This window comes from Pseudomonas sp. LAIL14HWK12:I1 (genome assembly GCF_003202095.1).
GTDB classification, from domain to species: domain Bacteria; phylum Pseudomonadota; class Gammaproteobacteria; order Pseudomonadales; family Pseudomonadaceae; genus Aquipseudomonas; species Aquipseudomonas monteilii.
In genome coordinates, this window is record NZ_QJKG01000016.1 from 1 (window position 1) to 16,619 (window position 16,619).

Sequence of the window (16,619 nt, forward strand, 5' to 3'; positions counted from 1 at the left end):
CTGGAAGGCAAAGACGACAACGAAATGGGCACTACCGCTGTCAAGAAGCTGGTAGAAACTCTGGATGCCTACATCCCTGAGCCAGTTCGTGCCGTTGATCAGCCGTTCCTGATGCCGATCGAAGACGTATTCTCGATCTCGGGTCGTGGTACCGTTGTTACCGGTCGTATCGAGCGTGGTATCGTTCGCGTTCAAGACCCACTGGAAATCGTTGGTCTGCGTGACACCACCACCACCACCTGCACCGGTGTTGAGATGTTCCGCAAGCTGCTGGACGAAGGCCGTGCTGGCGAGAACTGCGGCGTTCTGCTGCGTGGCACCAAGCGTGACGACGTTGAGCGTGGTCAGGTTCTGGTCAAGCCAGGTTCGGTCAAGCCGCACACCAAGTTCACCGCAGAAGTTTACGTTCTGTCGAAGGAAGAAGGCGGTCGTCACACTCCGTTCTTCAAAGGCTACCGTCCTCAGTTCTACTTCCGTACCACTGACGTGACCGGTAACTGCGAACTGCCGGAAGGCGTTGAAATGGTAATGCCAGGTGACAACATTCAGATGACTGTTACCCTGATCAAGACCATCGCAATGGAAGACGGTCTGCGCTTCGCTATCCGTGAAGGCGGTCGTACCGTCGGCGCCGGCGTCGTAGCAAAAATTATTGAATAAGTAGTTGATTTACTTGATCAGGCCGGTATAATGGCCGGCCTGATACAGCGTTACAGGTCAGTAGCTCAATTGGCAGAGCGACGGTCTCCAAAACCGTAGGTTGGGGGTTCGATTCCCTCCTGACCTGCCATTTCACCTCGGTGTGATGGCTTTCTTCTCACAGGATCCTCCTCGATGACTCCCAAAACTGAAGCCCAAGAATCGCGTTTTGATCTGTTCAAGTGGCTGGCTGTAGTGGCTTTGGTGGTTGTTGGTGTAGTGGGTAATCAATATTACTCCGCCTCTCCAATCCTGTATCGCGTCCTCGTACTTCTCGTCCTGGCTGCTGTCGCGGGCTTTGTAGCTCTGCAGACTGCGAAGGGCAAGTCGTTCTTTACGCTGGCGAAGGAAGCTCGTACCGAGATTCGTAAAGTCGTGTGGCCGACCCGCCAGGAAACCACCCAGACCACGCTGATTGTCGTGGCTGTCGTGCTGGTTATGGCACTGCTGCTGTGGGGGCTCGATTCCCTGCTCGGCTGGGCGGTCTCCTTGATCGTTGGCTAAAGGTGTCCCGTGGCTAAGCGTTGGTATGTTGTGCATGCTTACTCGGGTTACGAGAAGCATGTAATGCGCTCTCTGATCGAGCGCGTCAAGCTGGCTGGCATGGAAGACGGTTTCGGCGAGATCTTGGTCCCGACCGAAGAAGTCGTCGAAATGCGCAACGGCCAGAAGCGCAAGAGTGAGCGTAAGTTCTTCCCTGGCTATGTATTGGTCCAGATGGAGATGAACGAAGGGACTTGGCACTTGGTCAAGGACACCCCTCGTGTGATGGGCTTTATTGGTGGTACTGCAGACAAGCCTGCGCCGATCACCGATAAAGAAGCAGAGGCTATCCTGCGTCGCGTTGCCGACGGTAGCGACAAGCCGAAGCCGAAGACGCTGTTCGAGCCGGGTGAAGTGGTTCGAGTCATTGACGGTCCGTTCGCTGACTTCAATGGTAGTGTCGAAGAGGTTAACTACGAGAAGAGCCGTCTGCAGGTCGCAGTGCTCATTTTCGGTCGCTCTACTCCGGTAGAGCTCGAGTTCAGCCAGGTCGAAAAGGTCTAGGCGGACGAAGCATCCCATACCCCGCAGCCCTGTGTGCTGCGGGGTTTTGTCGTCACTGGGATAAAACGCAAGTCATCCGGGGAGCCAACAGGCGTTCGTACCCGATTTTGGAGTAGCTCATGGCTAAGAAGATTCAGGCTTACATCAAGCTGCAAGTTAAGGCCGGCCAGGCCAACCCAAGCCCACCCGTTGGTCCAGCACTGGGTCAACACGGTGTGAACATCATGGAATTCTGCAAGGCCTTCAACGCCCGTACCCAGGGTCAAGAAGCCGGCCTGCCGACTCCTGTGATCATCACTGTTTACAGCGACCGTAGCTTCACTTTCGAGACCAAGAGCACCCCTGCCTCGGTTCTGCTGAAGAAAGCTGCTGGCCTGACCAGTGGTTCGGCTCGCCCGAACACCGTTAAAGTCGGTACCGTTACCCGTGCTCAGCTGGAAGACATCGCGAAAGCCAAACAGGCTGACCTGACTGCCGCTGACCTGGACGCTGCTGTACGCACCATCGCTGGCTCTGCCCGCAGCATGGGCCTGAACGTGGAGGGTGTGTAATGGCTAAGCTGACCAAACGCCAAAAGGCAATCGCCGAGAAAATCGAAGCAGGCAAGGCCTACAACTTCGAAGAAGCGGCAACTCTGCTGGCCTCGCTGCCTGCTGCCAAGTTCGTAGAGTCCTACGACATCGCCGTTAATCTCGGTGTTGACCCGCGTAAATCCGACCAGGTCGTACGTAGCGCTACTGTGCTGCCACACGGCACTGGCAAGACCGTTCGCGTTGCTGTCTTCACCCAGGGTCCAGCTGCTGAAGCCGCTCTGGCTGCCGGCGCTGACCGCGTAGGTATGGACGACCTGGCTGCCGAAATGAAAGGCGGCGACCTGAACTATGACGTCGTCATCGCATCGCCTGATGCCATGCGTGTTGTAGGTCAGCTGGGTCAGGTTCTGGGTCCTCGCGGCCTGATGCCTAACCCGAAAGTCGGTACCGTAACTCCAGACGTAGCCACTGCCGTGAAAAACGCCAAGGCTGGTCAGGTGCGCTACCGTACCGACAAAAACGGTATCATCCACACCTCCGTTGGCAAGGTCGGCTTTGAAGCTGGCAAGCTGAAGGAAAACGTTGAAGCCCTGATCGCTGACCTGAAGCGTATCAAGCCAGCTTCTTCGAAAGGTATCTACGTCAAGCGCGTTACCCTGAGCACCACCATGGGCCCAGGTCTGGTCATCGATCAGAGCTCGCTGAACGTGTAAGAACATGGTGGCGTGACCTGTCACGCCACCAGCAAAAATTGGGGTCCCTGCCTGGCGGGGGCTATCCAAGACCGTAGGCGGCGCAAGCCTTAAAACACCAGCCCACGCAGATGGTGCTCCCGATTCGTTACCGAATCAGACACCAAAACGACATCCGGCTTCGGCCAGATGAAACGGTAAAAACCAGGAGTAAACCCGTGGCAATTAAACTCGAAGACAAGAAGGCCATCGTCGCTGAAGTCAACGAGGCTGCCAAAGTCGCTCTGTCCGCTGTCGTGGCTGATGCCCGTGGTGTGACTGTAAGCGCAATGACCGGACTCCGTAAAGAGGCCCGCGAAGCTGGCGTTTACGTACGTGTTGTACGTAACACCCTGCTGAAGCGCGCTGTTGAAGGCACCGAATTTTCGATCCTCAACGACGCGTTCAAAGGCCCGACCCTGATTGCTTTCTCCAACGAACACCCGGGCGCTGCTGCTCGTCTGTTCAAAGAGTTCGCCAAGGGTCAGGACAAGTTCGAGATCAAGGCAGCTGCGTTTGACGGCAATTTCATTGCAGCGAACCAGATCGACGTGTTGGCTACCCTGCCGACCCGCGACGAAGCTATCGCAAAACTGATGAGCGTGATCCAAGGCGCCACCAGCAAGCTGGCTCGTACTCTGGCAGCCATTCGCGACCAGAAAGAAGCTACCGCCGCCTAAGGCGTGCGAACTCTTTCAAAATCATACGTTTAATTTGATGGCTGCGTAGGCTGTCACCCCAATACAGGATTTAAGTCATGTCTCTGACTAACGAACAAATCATCGAAGCAATCGGCCAGAAAACCGTTCTGGAAGTTGTTGAGCTGATCAAAGCTATGGAAGAAACCTTCGGCGTTACCGCTGCTGTTGCCGCTGCTGGCCCAGCTGCTGCTGCTGCCGTTGTTGAAGAGCAGACCGAGTTCAACGTTGTTCTGGTTGAAGCCGGCGACAAGAAAGTGAACGTGATCAAAGCCGTTCGCGAACTGACCGGTCTGGGCCTGAAAGAAGCCAAAGAGAAAGTCGATGGCGCTCCTCAGGTTGTAGCTGAAGGCGTTTCGAAAGAAGCCGCTGAAGACGCTAAGAAGAAGCTGGAAGAAGCAGGCGCTAAAGTCGAGCTGAAGTAATCTCGACCTTGCGATGCCAGCCTGAGCGTCGAGCGAAGGGCTGATGGCTGGTGGCTTACGCCACCGGCCTTTTTCCGTTATTGGTGGTCGGTCAGGCCGGCCCCGATAACAAGCTGCAAGACACCCATGTGGGTGGCGCAAACCAAGGGGTTTGCACGATTTTCTGGCTGCTCCCGCCGGGAGAAGCCAAACAAGCAGGTGACCAAGCTGGGGAACGCTGATGGCTTACTCATACACTGAGAAAAAACGTATCCGCAAGGACTTTAGCAAGTTGCCGGACGTCATGGATGTGCCTTACCTCCTGGCCATCCAGCTGGATTCGTATCGCGAATTCCTGCAAGCGGGAGCATCCAAGGATCAGTTCCGCGACGTCGGCCTGCACGCGGCCTTCAAATCGGTATTCCCGATCATCAGCTACTCCGGCAATGCTGCCCTGGAGTACGTAGGCTATCGCCTGGGCGAACCGGCCTTCGATGTGAAGGAATGTGTCCTGCGTGGCGTGACCTTCGCGGTCCCACTGCGGGTCAAGGTGCGCCTGATCATCTTCGACAAGGAATCGTCGAACAAAGCGATCAAGGACATCAAAGAGCAAGAAGTCTACATGGGTGAAATCCCCCTGATGACTGAGAACGGTACCTTCGTTATCAACGGTACCGAGCGTGTGATCGTTTCCCAGCTGCACCGTTCGCCTGGTGTGTTCTTCGACCACGACCGTGGCAAGACTCACAGCTCCGGCAAGCTGCTGTACTCCGCTCGCATCATCCCTTACCGCGGCTCCTGGCTGGACTTCGAGTTCGACCCGAAGGACTGCGTGTTCGTGCGTATCGACCGTCGCCGCAAACTGCCGGCTTCGGTGCTGCTGCGTGCCCTGGGCTACAGCACTGAAGAAGTGCTGAACACCTTCTACACCACCAACGTGTTCCACATTTCCGGCGAAAAACTCAGCCTGGAACTGGTGCCTCAGCGTCTGCGTGGTGAAGTTGCAGTCATGGATATCCATGACGAAACCGGCAAAGTCATCGTCGAGCAAGGCCGCCGTATTACTGCGCGCCACATCAACCAGCTCGAGAAAGCCGGCGTCAAGCAGCTGGACGTTCCAATGGAATACGTCCTGGGCCGCACTACCGCCAAGGCCATCGTGCATCCGGCTACCGGCGAGATCCTGGCCGAATGCAACACCGAGATGACCACCGAACTGCTGATCAAGGTCGCCAAGGCACAGGTTGTCCGTATCGAGACCCTGTACACCAACGACATCGATTGCGGTCCGTTCATCTCCGACACCCTGAAGATCGACACCACCAGCAACCAGCTGGAAGCTCTGGTCGAGATCTACCGCATGATGCGTCCAGGCGAGCCGCCAACCAAGGATGCAGCCGAGACCCTGTTCAACAACCTGTTCTTCAGCGCCGAGCGTTACGACCTGTCTGCCGTTGGCCGCATGAAGTTCAACCGTCGTATCGGTCGTACCGAGATCGAAGGTTCGGGCGTGCTGAGCAAGGAAGACATCGTCGAGGTTCTGAAGACCCTGGTCGATATCCGTAACGGCAAAGGCATCGTCGACGACATCGACCACCTCGGTAACCGTCGCGTACGTTGCGTTGGTGAAATGGCCGAGAACCAGTTCCGCGTTGGCCTGGTGCGTGTAGAACGCGCGGTCAAGGAACGCCTGTCGATGGCGGAAAGCGAAGGCCTGATGCCGCAAGACCTGATCAACGCCAAGCCGGTTGCGGCGGCGGTGAAAGAGTTCTTCGGTTCCAGCCAGCTGTCCCAGTTCATGGACCAGAACAACCCGCTCTCCGAGATCACCCACAAGCGCCGCGTCTCTGCACTCGGCCCTGGCGGTCTGACCCGTGAGCGTGCCGGCTTCGAAGTCCGAGACGTACACCCGACCCACTACGGCCGTGTGTGCCCGATCGAGACCCCTGAAGGTCCGAACATCGGTCTGATCAACTCCCTGGCAGCCTATGCCCGCACCAACCAGTACGGCTTCCTGGAAAGCCCGTACCGCGTTGTAAAGGAAGGCGTTGTCAGCGACGACATCGTGTTCCTGTCGGCCATCGAAGAAGCCGATCACGTCATCGCCCAGGCTTCGGCCGCGATGAACGATAAGAAGCAACTGATCGATGAGCTGGTAGCGGTTCGTCACCTGAACGAATTCACCGTCAAGGCGCCAGAAGACGTCACCCTGATGGACGTTTCGCCGAAGCAGGTTGTTTCGGTTGCTGCCTCGCTGATTCCGTTCCTCGAGCACGACGACGCCAACCGTGCATTGATGGGTTCGAACATGCAGCGTCAGGCTGTACCAACCCTGCGTGCCGACAAGCCGCTGGTAGGTACTGGCATGGAGCGCAACGTTGCCCGTGACTCCGGTGTCTGCGTGGTTGCTCGCCGTGGTGGTGTGATCGACTCGGTCGACGCCAGCCGTATCGTTGTTCGCGTTGCCGACGACGAAGTGGAAACCGGCGAAGCAGGTGTGGATATCTACAACCTGACCAAGTACACCCGTTCGAACCAGAACACCTGCATTAACCAGCGTCCGCTGGTGAGCAAAGGCGACAAGGTTCAGCGTGGCGACATCATGGCCGACGGCCCGTCCACCGACATGGGTGAGCTGGCACTGGGTCAGAACATGCGCATCGCGTTCATGGCGTGGAACGGCTTCAACTTCGAAGACTCCATCTGCCTGTCCGAGCGTGTGGTTCAGGAAGACCGCTTCACCACCATCCACATCCAGGAACTGACCTGTGTGGCGCGTGACACCAAGCTTGGCCCAGAGGAAATCACTGCGGACATCCCGAACGTGGGTGAAGCTGCACTGAACAAACTGGACGAAGCCGGTATCGTCTACGTGGGTGCTGAAGTCGGCGCTGGTGACATCCTGGTCGGCAAGGTCACGCCGAAAGGCGAAACCCAGCTGACTCCGGAAGAAAAACTGCTGCGTGCAATCTTCGGTGAGAAGGCCAGCGACGTTAAAGACACCTCCCTGCGCGTGCCAACCGGCACCAAGGGTACCGTCATCGACGTACAGGTCTTCACCCGTGATGGCGTCGAGCGCGACAGCCGCGCCCTGGCCATCGAGAAGATGCAACTGGACGAGATCCGCAAGGACCTCAACGAAGAGTTCCGCATCGTCGAAGGCGCAACCTTCGAACGTCTGCGTTCTGCCCTGAACGGCCAAGTGGTCGACGGTGGCGCGGGCCTGAAGAAAGGCACCGTGATCACTGACGAAGTGCTGGACGGCCTGGAGCACGGCCAGTGGTTCAAACTGCGCATGGCTGAAGATGCACTGAACGAGCAGCTGGAAAAGGCTCAGCAGTACATCGTCGACCGTCGCCGTCTGCTGGACGACAAGTTCGAAGACAAGAAGCGCAAGCTGCAGCAGGGCGATGACCTGGCACCGGGCGTACTGAAGATCGTCAAGGTCTACCTGGCAATCCGTCGTCGCATCCAGCCGGGTGACAAGATGGCCGGTCGTCACGGTAACAAGGGTGTTGTCTCGGTCATCATGCCGGTCGAAGACATGCCGCACGATGCCAACGGTACTCCGGTTGACGTTGTACTGAACCCGCTGGGCGTACCTTCGCGTATGAACGTTGGTCAGATCCTTGAAACCCACCTGGGCCTGGCGGCCAAGGGCCTGGGCGAGAAGATCGACCGTATGCTCGAAGAGCAGCGCAAAGCCGCTGAACTGCGCGTGTTCCTGACCGAGGTCTACAACGAGATCGGCGGTCGTCAGGAAAACCTCGAAGAGTTCACCGACGCAGAGATCCTGGCTCTGGCCCACAACCTGAAGAAAGGCGTGCCGATGGCGACCCCGGTCTTCGATGGTGCCAAAGAGCGCGAGATCAAGGCCATGCTGAAACTGGCTGACCTGCCAGAAAGCGGCCAGATGGTGCTGTTCGATGGCCGTACCGGCAACAAGTTCGAGCGTCCTGTGACCGTTGGTTACATGTACATGCTCAAGCTGAACCACTTGGTGGACGACAAGATGCACGCGCGTTCCACTGGTTCCTACAGCCTGGTTACCCAGCAGCCGCTGGGTGGTAAGGCGCAGTTCGGTGGTCAGCGTTTCGGGGAGATGGAAGTGTGGGCGCTGGAAGCATACGGCGCGGCATACACCCTGCAAGAAATGCTCACAGTGAAGTCGGACGACGTGAACGGCCGTACCAAGATGTACAAAAACATCGTGGATGGCGATCACCGTATGGAGCCGGGCATGCCCGAGTCCTTCAACGTGTTGATCAAAGAGATCCGTTCGCTCGGTATCGATATCGATCTGGAAACCGAATAACACGTGACGCGAAGGGGAGTGGGGCAGGTAATGCCCGCTCCCTGCTCCGCCAGGAGGAAAGGCCTTGAAAGACCTACTGAATTTGCTGAAAAACCAGGGTCAAGTCGAAGAGTTCGACGCCATCCGCATCGGTCTGGCGTCGCCTGAAATGATCCGTTCGTGGTCGTTCGGTGAAGTTAAGAAGCCGGAAACCATCAACTACCGTACGTTCAAGCCTGAGCGTGACGGCCTGTTCTGCGCCAAGATCTTTGGCCCAGTCAAGGACTACGAGTGCCTGTGCGGCAAGTACAAGCGCCTCAAGCACCGCGGCGTAATCTGCGAGAAGTGCGGCGTTGAAGTTGCCTTGGCCAAGGTTCGTCGTGAGCGCATGGCGCACATCGAACTGGCCTCGCCGGTAGCCCACATCTGGTTCCTGAAGTCGCTGCCGTCCCGTATCGGCCTGCTGATGGACATGACCCTGCGTGACATCGAGCGCGTGCTCTACTTCGAGAGCTATGTCGTTATCGACCCGGGCATGACCACCCTGGAAAAGGGCCAGCTGCTGAACGACGAGCAGTACTTCGAAGCGCTGGAAGAGTTCGGTGACGACTTCGACGCCCGCATGGGTGCCGAGGCTGTCCGCGAGCTGCTTCACGCTATCGACCTGGAGCACGAGATCGGTCGCCTGCGCGAAGAGATTCCGCAGACCAACTCGGAAACCAAGATCAAGAAGCTGTCCAAGCGCCTGAAGCTGATGGAAGCTTTCCAGGGCTCGGGCAACCTGCCTGAGTGGATGGTCCTGACCGTCCTGCCAGTGCTGCCGCCGGACCTGCGTCCGCTGGTTCCGCTGGATGGTGGCCGTTTCGCGACCTCCGACCTGAACGACCTGTACCGTCGGGTAATCAACCGTAACAACCGTCTGAAGCGCCTGCTGGATCTGTCGGCGCCGGACATCATCGTGCGCAACGAAAAGCGCATGCTGCAGGAAGCGGTCGACGCCCTGCTGGACAACGGCCGTCGCGGTCGCGCCATCACTGGCTCGAACAAGCGTCCGCTGAAGTCCCTGGCCGACATGATCAAAGGTAAGCAAGGTCGCTTCCGTCAGAACTTGCTCGGTAAGCGTGTGGACTACTCCGGCCGTTCGGTAATTACCGTAGGCCCGACCCTGCGTCTGCACCAGTGCGGTCTGCCGAAGAAGATGGCTCTCGAGCTGTTCAAGCCGTTCATTTTCGGCAAGCTGGAAATGCGTGGTCTGGCGACCACCATCAAGGCCGCCAAGAAGATGGTCGAGCGCGAGCTGCCAGAGGTGTGGGACGTTCTCGCTGAAGTGATTCGCGAACACCCCGTACTGCTCAACCGTGCACCGACCCTGCACCGTCTGGGTATCCAGGCCTTTGAACCGGTTCTGATCGAAGGTAAGGCTATTCAGCTGCACCCGCTGGTCTGTGCCGCGTACAACGCCGACTTCGACGGTGACCAGATGGCCGTTCACGTGCCGCTGACGCTGGAAGCCCAGCTCGAAGCGCGCGCGCTGATGATGTCGACCAACAACATCCTGTCGCCAGCCAACGGTGAGCCAATCATCGTTCCGTCGCAGGACGTTGTACTGGGTCTTTACTACATGACCCGTGAAGCCATCAACGCCAAGGGCGAAGGTCGCGTGTTTGCCGACCTGCAGGAAGTCGACCGCGTATTCCGCGCCGGCGAAGCTGCCCTGCACGCGAAAATCAAGGTTCGTATCAACGAAACCGTGAAAGAGCGTGATGGTTCGGTGGTCAAGAACACCCGCATCGTTGACACCACCGTCGGCCGTGCGCTGCTGTTCCAGGTTGTACCGGCAGGTCTGCCGTACGACGTGGTCAACCAGCCGATGAAGAAAAAGGCGATCTCCAAGCTGATCAACCAGTGCTATCGCGTGGTTGGTCTGAAAGAGACCGTTATCTTCGCTGACCAACTGATGTACACCGGTTTCGCTTACTCGACCATTTCCGGCGTTTCCATCGGTGTTAACGACTTCGTTATCCCGGACGAGAAAGCCCGCATCATCGGTAATGCTACCGACGAAGTGAAGGAAATCGAGAGTCAGTACGCCTCCGGCCTGGTAACCCAGGGCGAGAAGTACAACAAGGTCATCGACTTGTGGTCGAAGGCGAACGACGAAGTGTCCAAGGCGATGATGGCCAACCTCTCGAAAGAGAAGGTCATCGACCGCGAAGGCAAAGAAGTCGAGCAAGAGTCCTTCAACTCGATGTACATGATGGCTGACTCGGGTGCGCGGGGTTCCGCAGCCCAGATCCGTCAGCTGGCCGGTATGCGTGGTCTGATGGCCAAGCCGGACGGCTCCATCATCGAGACGCCGATCACTGCGAACTTCCGTGAAGGTCTGAGCGTACTTCAGTACTTCATCTCGACTCACGGTGCTCGTAAAGGTCTGGCGGATACCGCCTTGAAGACTGCGAACTCCGGTTACCTGACTCGCCGTCTGGTAGACGTTGCCCAGGATCTGGTCGTTACCGAGATCGACTGCGGCACCGACCAAGGCCTGCTGATGACTCCGCACATCGAAGGCGGCGACGTTGTAGAGCCGCTGGGTGAGCGTGTACTGGGTCGTGTCATCGCGCGTGACGTGTTCAAGCCAGGCACCGAGGACGTTATCGTTCCGGCCGGTACCCTGGTTGACGAGCAGTGGGTCGAGTTCATCGAGCTGAACAGCATCGACGAAGTGATCGTGCGTTCGCCGATCAACTGCGAAACCCGCTATGGCATCTGCGCCAAGTGCTACGGTCGCGACCTGGCTCGCGGTCACCAGGTGAACATCGGTGAAGCTGTGGGCGTTATCGCTGCACAGTCGATCGGTGAGCCGGGTACCCAGCTGACCATGCGTACGTTCCACATCGGTGGTGCTGCAAGCCGTACTTCGGCTGCCGACAGCGTTCAGGTGAAGAACGGCGGTATGGTGCGTCTGCACAACCTGAAGCAGGTTGAGCGTGCCGACGGTAACCTGGTTGCCGTATCGCGTTCGGGCGAGCTGGCCATTGCCGACGAGTTCGGCCGTGAGCGTGAGCGCTACAAGCTGCCTTACGGTGCGGTGATTTCGGTCAAGGAAGGTGAGAAGGTTGAAGCTGGCGCCATCGTCGCCAAGTGGGACCCGCACACCCACCCGATCGTTACCGAGCTGAAAGGTACCGTGACCTTCGTGGGCATGGAAGAAAACATCACCATCAAGCGTCAGACCGACGAACTGACCGGTTTGACCAACATTGAAGTACTGGACGTCAAGGATCGCCCTGCCGCAGGCAAGGAAATCCGTCCGGCAATCAAGATGGTCGATGCTGCTGGCAAGGACCTGTACCTGCCAGGTACCGACGTACCTGCACAGTACTTCCTGCCGGCCAACGCCCTCGTTGGTGTGGCTGACGGTGCCCAGATTGGCGTTGGTGACGTTATCGCGCGTATCCCGCAAGAAACGTCGAAGACCCGTGACATCACCGGTGGTCTGCCACGCGTTGCCGACCTGTTCGAAGCGCGTCGCCCGAAAGAAGCCTCTATTCTGGCTGAAGTCAGCGGCACCATCGCATTCGGTAAAGAGACCAAGGGCAAGCGTCGCCTGGTCATCACTCCGACCGACGGTAGCGATCCGTACGAAGAGCTGATTCCGAAGTGGCGCCACCTGAACGTCTTCGAAGGCGAACAGGTAAACCGTGGTGAAGTTATTTCCGACGGCCCGAGCGATCCGCACGACATCCTGCGTCTGCTGGGTGTGAGCGCGCTGGCGAAATATATCGTCAACGAAATCCAGGACGTTTACCGTCTGCAAGGCGTGAAGATCAACGACAAGCACATCGAGACCATCCTGCGTCAGATGCTGCGTAAGGTCGAGATCTCCGAGTCGGGCGATTCCAGCTTCATCAAGGGCGACCAGATGGAACTGACCCAGGTACTGGTAGAGAACGAGCGTCTCGCCGGCGAGGACAAGTTCATCTCCAAGTTCACCCGCGTGCTGCTGGGTATCACCAAGGCGTCGCTGTCGACCGAGTCGTTCATCTCCGCGGCTTCCTTCCAGGAAACCACCCGCGTACTGACCGAAGCGGCGGTAACCGGCAAGCGCGATTACCTGCGCGGCCTGAAAGAGAACGTGGTCGTGGGTCGTCTGATCCCGGCTGGTACTGGTCTGGCGTACCACAGCGAGCGCAAGCGTCGCCGTGATGCCGACAAGCCGCTGCGTGTGAGCGCCAGTGAGGTGGAAGCCGCACTGACCGAAGCGCTGAACTCCAGCGGTAACTAAGTACAGGGCAGGGCCCCGGCAAGCCTCGAACGACCGTCGGTGACATGAAATGTTGCCGATGATCGGGCGGGGAGGGCCGGGGCCTCGTCTTGACTGGGTGCAAGATCCTCTTTAGACTTTTGTACCCTTAAATTTGGTGAGGCTCCGTCTCGCCAATTTTTGGCTTTCTTGCAAGACAATAGAGTCGCAAGACAATCAGTGGAGCTAGTAGATGGCAACTATCAACCAGCTGGTACGTCAGCCGCGTAAGCGTTCGGTCGAGAAGTCCGACGTTCCTGCGCTGCAGAACTGCCCGCAGCGTCGTGGCGTGTGCACCCGTGTGTACACCACCACGCCGAAAAAACCTAACTCGGCACTGCGTAAAGTATGCCGTGTGCGTCTGACCAACGGTTTCGAGGTTTCCTCGTACATCGGTGGTGAAGGCCACAACCTGCAAGAGCACAGCGTCGTCCTGATCCGTGGCGGCCGTGTAAAAGACTTGCCAGGTGTTCGTTACCACACCGTTCGCGGCTCTCTGGATACTTCGGGCGTTAAAGGCCGTAACCAGGGTCGTTCGAAATACGGTACCAAGCGTCCGAAGTAATCGGCCGTTTGCAGACATCCATTTTTTTGAGTCGATAAGAGTAAGGTCGGGCAGGGGTCGAAGACCCACGTCCCGGGCTAACCTGAAGACCGTTTGAGGGCTTATCATGCCAAGACGTCGTGTAGCAGCAAAACGTGAGATCCTTGACGATCCGAAGTACGGATCCCAGATCCTCGCCAAGTTCATGAACCACGTGATGGAAAGCGGCAAGAAGGCCGTAGCCGAGCGCATCGTTTACGGTGCCCTGGATACCGTCAAAGCACGCAAGAACAGCGACCCCCTGGAAATCTTCGAGAAAGCTCTCGACGCCATCGCTCCGCTGGTCGAAGTTAAGTCCCGTCGTGTCGGCGGTGCCACTTACCAGGTTCCGGTTGAAGTTCGTCCATCCCGTCGTAACGCTCTGGCAATGCGCTGGCTCGTAGACTACGCCCGCAAGCGCGGCGAGAAGTCGATGGCTCTGCGCCTGGCCGGCGAACTGCTGGATGCTGCCGAAGGCAAGGGTGCTGCAGTCAAGAAGCGTGAAGACGTTCACCGTATGGCTGAAGCCAACAAAGCGTTCTCGCACTACCGCTTCTAATTCAAGCATCAATCATTTTGCGAGGGCTTTATGGCTCGTACTACAGCAATTAACCGCTACCGTAACATTGGTATCTGTGCCCACGTTGACGCGGGCAAGACCACCACTACCGAGCGGATCCTGTTCTACACAGGTCTGAGCCACAAGATGGGCGAGGTGCATGACGGCGCCGCGACCACCGACTGGATGGTGCAGGAGCAGGAGCGCGGTATCACCATTACCTCCGCTGCCGTTACCACCTTCTGGAAAGGTTCCCGTGGTCAGTACGACAACTACCGCGTAAACGTCATCGATACCCCCGGCCACGTTGACTTCACCATTGAAGTAGAGCGTTCGCTGCGTGTACTCGACGGCGCGGTCGTTGTGTTCTGCGGTACCTCCGGCGTTGAGCCTCAGTCCGAAACCGTATGGCGTCAGGCCAACAAGTACGGCGTTCCACGTGTTGTTTACGTGAACAAGATGGACCGTGCTGGTGCCAACTTCCTGCGCGTTGTCGGTCAGATCAAGAATCGTCTGGGTCACACCCCGGTTCCGGTCCAGCTGGCTATCGGTGCAGAAGATGACTTCCAGGGTCAGGTTGACCTGATCAAGATGAAGGCCATCTACTGGAACGATGACGACAAAGGCACCACCTACCGCGAGGAAGAGATTCCTGCTGAGCTGGTGGACCTGGCCAACGAATGGCGCAGCAACATGGTCGAAGCTGCTGCCGAGGCCAACGAAGAGCTGATGAACAAGTACCTTGAAGAAGGTGACCTGTCCGTCGAAGACATCAAGGCAGGTCTGCGCGCCCGTACTCTGGCGAGCGAGATCGTTCCTGCTGTCTGCGGTTCCTCGTTCAAGAACAAGGGCGTTCCCCTGGTTCTCGACGCCGTTATCGACTTCCTGCCTGCTCCGACCGAAATCCCGGCGATCAAGGGTATCCACCCTGACCTGATCGACGTGCCGAAGGACGAAGTCAAGCCAGAGCAGTACGACGAGCGTCCTGCTGACGACAACGAGCCGTTCTCGGCCTTGGCGTTCAAGATTGCCACCGACCCGTTCGTGGGCACTCTGACCTTCGTTCGCGTTTACTCCGGCTTCCTGACCTCCGGTGACTCCGTCATCAACTCGGTCAAGGGCAAGAAAGAGCGCGTTGGTCGTATGGTGCAGATGCACGCCAACCAGCGTGAAGAAATCAAGGAAGTACGTGCAGGCGACATCGCTGCTCTGATCGGCATGAAGGACGTCACCACTGGTGACACCCTGTGCAACGCCGACAAGCCGATCATCCTTGAGCGTATGGACTTCCCAGAGCCTGTGATTTCGCTCTCCGTAGAGCCGAAGACCAAGGCTGACCAGGAGAAGATGGGTATCGCACTGGGCAAGCTGGCCCAGGAAGACCCGTCGTTCCGCGTCAAGACCGACGAAGAAACCGGCCAGACCATCATCTCCGGTATGGGTGAGCTGCACCTGGACATCCTCGTTGACCGCATGAAGCGCGAGTTCAACGTCGAGTGCAACGTCGGCAAGCCGCAAGTTTCGTACCGCGAGAAGATCACCAAGTCCAACGTCGAGATCGAAGGCAAGTTCGTTCGTCAGTCGGGTGGTCGTGGTCAGTTCGGTCACTGCTGGATCCGTTTCTCGGAGCCGGACGTGGACGACAAGGGCAACATCACCGAAGGTCTGGTGTTCACCAACGAAGTCGTTGGTGGTGTGATTCCTAAGGAATTCATCGCCCCGATCCAGAAGGGTATCGAAGAGCAGATGAAAAACGGCGTTGTCGCCGGCTATCCGCTGCTCGGCCTGAAGGCTACGGTATTCGACGGTTCGTACCACGACGTCGACTCCAACGAAATGGCGTTCAAAATCGCTGCTTCGATGGCAACCAAGCAACTGGCCCAGAAGGGTGGTGGCGTGGTTCTCGAACCGATCATGAAGGTCGAGGTTGTAACCCCGGAAGACTACCTGGGTGACGTGATGGGTGACCTGAGCCGTCGTCGCGGGATGATCCAGGGTAATGAAGACTCGGTGTCCGGCAAGGTAATCACTGCTGAGGTGCCGCTCGGAGAAATGTTCGGTTACGCAACCGACGTTCGTTCCATGTCTCAGGGTCGCGCAAGCTACTCCATGGAATTCTCCAAATACGCCGAAGCTCCGTCGAACATCGTCGAAGCACTCGTTAAAAAACAAGGCTAATCCCCTTTAGGCAAGAGGTTCACTGTCGTGGCTAAAGAAAAATTTGATCGTTCCCTTCCCCACGTTAACGTCGGCACTATCGGCCACGTTGACCACGGTAAGACCACTCTGACCGCAGCTCTGACTCGCGTCTGCTCCGAAGTTTTCGGTTCGGCAGTCGTTGAGTTCGACAAGATCGACTCGGCTCCGGAAGAAAAAGCGCGCGGTATCACCATCAACACCGCTCACGTCGAGTACAACTCGAACATTCGTCACTACGCTCACGTTGACTGCCCAGGTCACGCTGACTACGTGAAGAACATGATCACCGGTGCTGCCCAGATGGACGGCGCGATCCTGGTTTGCTCGGCCGCCGATGGTCCGATGCCGCAAACCCGTGAGCACATCCTGCTGTCCCGTCAGGTAGGCGTTCCGTACATCGTGGTCTTCCTGAACAAGGCTGACCTGGTAGACGACGCTGAGCTGCTGGAGCTGGTCGAGATGGAAGTTCGCGACCTGCTGTCCACCTACGACTTCCCAGGCGACGACACTCCGATCATCATCGGTTCCGCTCGTATGGCCCTGGAAGGCAAAGACGACAACGAAATGGG

Annotated in this window: 13 protein-coding genes and 1 tRNA gene; all 14 read left to right on the forward strand. The window is 57.7% G+C overall.

Annotation, left to right across the window (positions count from 1 at the left end; all coding sequences use genetic code 11):
• Nucleotides 1-660, forward strand: a 660-nt coding sequence (locus D906_RS26125; protein WP_256586169.1) for an EF-Tu/IF-2/RF-3 family GTPase, incomplete at its 5' end; no start/stop codon positions are given.
• A 54-nt stretch (nt 661-714) separates the two neighbouring features.
• A tRNA-Trp gene (locus tag D906_RS26130) sits at nt 715-790 on the forward strand.
• 44 nt (nt 791-834) lie between these two features.
• Nucleotides 835-1,203 carry a preprotein translocase subunit SecE gene (gene secE / locus D906_RS26135; protein ID WP_019096595.1) on the forward strand — a complete coding sequence of 123 codons (369 nt, stop codon included), beginning with the start codon at nt 835-837 and terminating at the stop codon, nt 1,201-1,203.
• 9 nt (nt 1,204-1,212) lie between these two features.
• Nucleotides 1,213-1,746, forward strand: a complete 534-nt coding sequence (gene nusG / locus D906_RS26140) for a transcription termination/antitermination protein NusG (protein ID WP_003255501.1) — start codon at nt 1,213-1,215, stop codon at nt 1,744-1,746.
• 119 nt (nt 1,747-1,865) lie between these two features.
• Nucleotides 1,866-2,297 carry a 50S ribosomal protein L11 gene (gene rplK, locus D906_RS26145; RefSeq protein ID WP_003255500.1) on the forward strand — a complete coding sequence of 144 codons (432 nt, stop codon included), beginning with the start codon at nt 1,866-1,868 and terminating at the stop codon, nt 2,295-2,297.
• Complete coding sequence (gene rplA / locus D906_RS26150; RefSeq protein ID WP_009681244.1) at nt 2,297-2,992, forward strand: 50S ribosomal protein L1; 696 nt, start codon at nt 2,297-2,299, stop codon at nt 2,990-2,992. The genes rplK and rplA overlap by 1 nt, the downstream gene beginning before the upstream one ends.
• A gap of 197 nt (nt 2,993-3,189) precedes the next feature.
• Entirely contained in the window at nt 3,190-3,690 is a 501-nt protein-coding gene (gene rplJ, locus D906_RS26155; RefSeq protein ID WP_016715872.1) for a 50S ribosomal protein L10, read from the forward strand.
• A 77-nt stretch (nt 3,691-3,767) separates the two neighbouring features.
• Entirely contained in the window at nt 3,768-4,133 is a 366-nt protein-coding gene (gene rplL / locus D906_RS26160) for a 50S ribosomal protein L7/L12 (RefSeq protein ID WP_003255496.1), read from the forward strand.
• A 220-nt stretch (nt 4,134-4,353) separates the two neighbouring features.
• Nucleotides 4,354-8,427 (forward strand): DNA-directed RNA polymerase subunit beta, encoded by a 4,074-nt coding sequence (gene rpoB / locus D906_RS26165; RefSeq protein WP_019096594.1) that lies wholly within the window; start codon nt 4,354-4,356, stop codon nt 8,425-8,427.
• A gap of 64 nt (nt 8,428-8,491) precedes the next feature.
• Nucleotides 8,492-12,691: a DNA-directed RNA polymerase subunit beta' gene (rpoC, locus tag D906_RS26170; protein ID WP_016715870.1), complete on the forward strand. Its 4,200-nt coding sequence runs from the start codon at nt 8,492-8,494 to the stop codon at nt 12,689-12,691.
• A gap of 211 nt (nt 12,692-12,902) precedes the next feature.
• Nucleotides 12,903-13,274 carry a 30S ribosomal protein S12 gene (rpsL, locus tag D906_RS26175; protein WP_003255492.1) on the forward strand — a complete coding sequence of 124 codons (372 nt, stop codon included), beginning with the start codon at nt 12,903-12,905 and terminating at the stop codon, nt 13,272-13,274.
• Between the two features lie 106 nt (nt 13,275-13,380).
• On the forward strand, nt 13,381-13,851 hold the full coding sequence (rpsG, locus tag D906_RS26180; RefSeq protein WP_003246741.1) for a 30S ribosomal protein S7: 471 nt from the start codon (nt 13,381-13,383) through the stop codon (nt 13,849-13,851).
• A gap of 30 nt (nt 13,852-13,881) precedes the next feature.
• The gene (gene fusA / locus D906_RS26185; protein ID WP_025755037.1) at nt 13,882-16,029 is read left to right on the forward strand and encodes an elongation factor G; all 2,148 of its coding nucleotides are present in this window, start codon (nt 13,882-13,884) and stop codon (nt 16,027-16,029) included.
• 27 nt (nt 16,030-16,056) lie between these two features.
• The coding region (locus tag D906_RS26190; protein WP_146218498.1) for a GTP-binding protein at nt 16,057-16,619 on the forward strand (563 nt) is incomplete at its 3' end.